Annotated in this window: 2 protein-coding genes; both read left to right on the top strand. The window is 64.2% G+C overall.

Going from position 1 to position 2,735, the window contains the following annotated elements:
* The first annotated feature begins 307 nt into the window (after positions 1–307).
* Positions 308–601 (top strand): DUF736 family protein, encoded by a 294-nt coding sequence (locus ACYDAT_RS16085; protein WP_461451452.1) that lies wholly within the window; start codon positions 308–310, stop codon positions 599–601.
* 617 nt (positions 602–1,218) lie between these two features.
* Positions 1,219–2,424: an IS701 family transposase gene (locus tag ACYDAT_RS16080; protein WP_461451450.1), complete on the top strand. Its 1,206-nt coding sequence runs from the start codon at positions 1,219–1,221 to the stop codon at positions 2,422–2,424.
* Positions 2,425–2,735: the final 311 nt, after the last annotated feature.

Genomic DNA, 2,735 nt, shown 5'->3' with positions numbered 1-2,735 from the left:
CCTGAAATGCGGTTCCCCCCGAATGCCCTGCCGAGGTGATCGCGCCTCCGTGGCGCGAAGCCGAAGGGTGTGGATGGAAGCCTCGTTCGAGCGCAGGCTGACGGCTTGGCTGCTGGTCCTTCGGACCTCCGCGGTTCAACAGAAATTTTCCCCTGCCGCGCAGCGGCATTCCTCGCGACCGCTGCGCTGCAAAATTCCCGAGCGCCCGGGAAACCCGGACGTGTTGAGCCCCGGAAGCCGGCGCCGTCGTGGTCCGCGCTACCGAGGCCGCATCCCGCGGCTTCGGACGACCACAGGAGGCGCCACGATGATCACACTCGGGACATTCACGAAGACAGGAACCGCATTTCAGGGATCGATCATCCACCGCGATTTCGCGGGCGGCATCGACATCGTCCCCGTCGGCGACGGCACGGTCGCCGACGGCACGTACCGCGTCTATGCCGATGGCGCCCCGGTCGGCAGCGCCTGGCAGGCGCGCGACGCACGGGGCCGCGATTACCTGCTCGTGCGCCTCGCCGGGATCGGCGACGCCGGTTCGATCACCTGCTACCTGGTGTGCGACCACAGCGGCTTCCACGCGCTGCTCGGCCCGGCGTGAGCACTCGCCGTGCAGCATCCCCGGGTGACGGCCATTCCCGCCAAGATCGCAGCGGCAATGGCGGCGAGCGCGACGCCGATCTGTCGCCACATGCCGCAATGGAAACAGCCGGTCGCCGCAAGGCATTTATCGAACAACACCGCAGACGCAAGGGAGGGAACAACGGCAAACCACCCTCGGTGCAGGATGGACCGACGATAAGATAGTTCGGATGAAACCGTTTGGGGACATGCCCGTATCATCTACTGGCACGGGCAATCAGGTGTTGTTCGTAATGGCAAACGATACGATTGATCCCGCGAAGGAGGTCGTTGCTCACGAGGCGGTACAATCAAATAGGCCTGACGAGGCCTTGGCTTGCTCTTCAAGAGCGGCGACAGGTCGTCGGGATGAAATTCGCTCATCGCGTGTAAGCGGCGAGCGCCGCGTCCGGCTCGCGGTCGGGAATGTAGGTAAGACGGCTTACCCAGCCGTCTATGGTTCCACTATTCCCGGCTCTAATGGCACCCACACGAAGCAAAGTGACCGTAGGCAGAGAAACCGAAGTGCTTAGCATTACAGTTGCGGATATCTGCGATCTCTGAATCAATGGGCGACCATGATTCGGGAGATCATGGATGGCGGGCGCTTCGATCGAGACGACGCTGGAGCTTTGGGCGTCGCCGCTGCGGGATGTGAAGGCGCGGATCAGGCCTTTGTTCACGCAGGCGCGGGTGGCAGCGTCGGCGGGTTTGTTCCTGGACGGCCTGCTCGGGGATGAGCGGCGCAAGACCGGCTGGATGCGCGCGGAGGCGGCTGGCGATCCCGGACCGTGGCGGCAGCAGGCCATCCTGGGCCGTGGCCGATGGGACGCGGATGCGTTGCGTGACGTCGTGCGGGATTATGCCGTCGAGCGTCTGGCGGCCGATGATGCGGTTCTGGTCATTGACGAAACCGGCTTCCTGAAGCAGGGCAAAGCCAGTTGCGGTGTCGGCCGGCAGTACACGGGCTCGGCCGGCAAGATCACCAATTGCCAGATCGGTGTGTTCGCCGCTTATGTGTCGGGCCACGGCCACGCCTTCATTGATCGGGCGCTGTATCTGCCGAAGGCCTGGACGGACAGCCCCGCTCGGATGACGGCAGCGCATGTGCCCGACGGCACGGGCTTCGCGACCAAGCCCGCGCTCGCCGTCAGGATGGTCGAGCGGGCGATCGCCGCCGGCGTGCCGTTCGCCTGGGTCGCGGCCGACAGCGTCTACGGGGTTGGCGATGTCGAGATGGCATTGCGGCGCGCCGGCAAGGGCTGCGTGCTCGGGGTCAGTTCCAATCGCCATTTCCGGGCCTGGCACAACAAGCCGCCGGTTGCCGGCACGGCGGAGGAGATCGCGGGCCATGCCGATCCGTCGCAATGGCAGCGCCTGTCGGCTGGTGACGGCACGAAAGGCGCGCGACTGCATGATTGGGTATATTGTGAATTGGCTGATCTCGACGCCGCCGAGTACAACGATGCGTGGACCGGCCTGTGGACGCGCGGCCTGCTGATCCGCCGCAATATCGCCGACGGTGAATTGGCATTCTTTTCGACCTGGTGTCCTGCCGGAACAGGCATCGAGATGCTGGTGAAGGTCGAGGGACACCGTTGGGCGATTGAAGACAGCTTCGAGACCGCGAAGAACGAGTTGGGGCTCGACCACAACGAGACCCGTTCCTGGCACGGCTGGCATCGTCACGTCTCGCTCGTCATGCTGGCGTTCGCCATGATGGCCGCTATCCGGCACCACGCGAACACCCAGACACCCCAAAAAACGCGGCGCTTGGCTGCGAACACCTCTCACCGCCGCTGATCCGCTGGCCGATCCAGGAAATCCGCCGCATCGCCGTCAGGCTCGCGCGAAGACGCATCCAGCCCGCCGGCATCATTGCCTGGTCACTTTGGCGACGGGCTCATCAAGCCTCCGCTCGGAAGGCACACCTTTCTAATAAACTGCAACTGTAGTGCTTAGAGGCCGTCTCGAAACGCCTCCGGAATGGCTTGAAAGGCGGAGAGTTCGGCGAATCTAAGGGGTTAGACTACCCCTTCCTCGCTTTGGAGCCTCCCATATGGACCCCCGACACCCGAGCAGAGCATAACCGGGACGACCTGCGCTACCCCAGC

Source organism: Metallibacterium sp., from assembly GCF_054637675.1.
This window is presented reverse-complemented; position numbering and strand designations above follow the sequence as displayed.

Bases quoted from the DNA above. Each gene is read 5' to 3' on its own strand.
- ACYDAT_RS16085 (WP_461451452.1), top strand. From the start codon at position 308: ATGATCACACTCGGGACATTCACGAAGACAGGAACCGCATTTCAGGGA.
- ACYDAT_RS16080 (WP_461451450.1), top strand. From the start codon at position 1,219: ATGGCGGGCGCTTCGATCGAGACGACGCTGGAGCTTTGGGCGTCGCCG.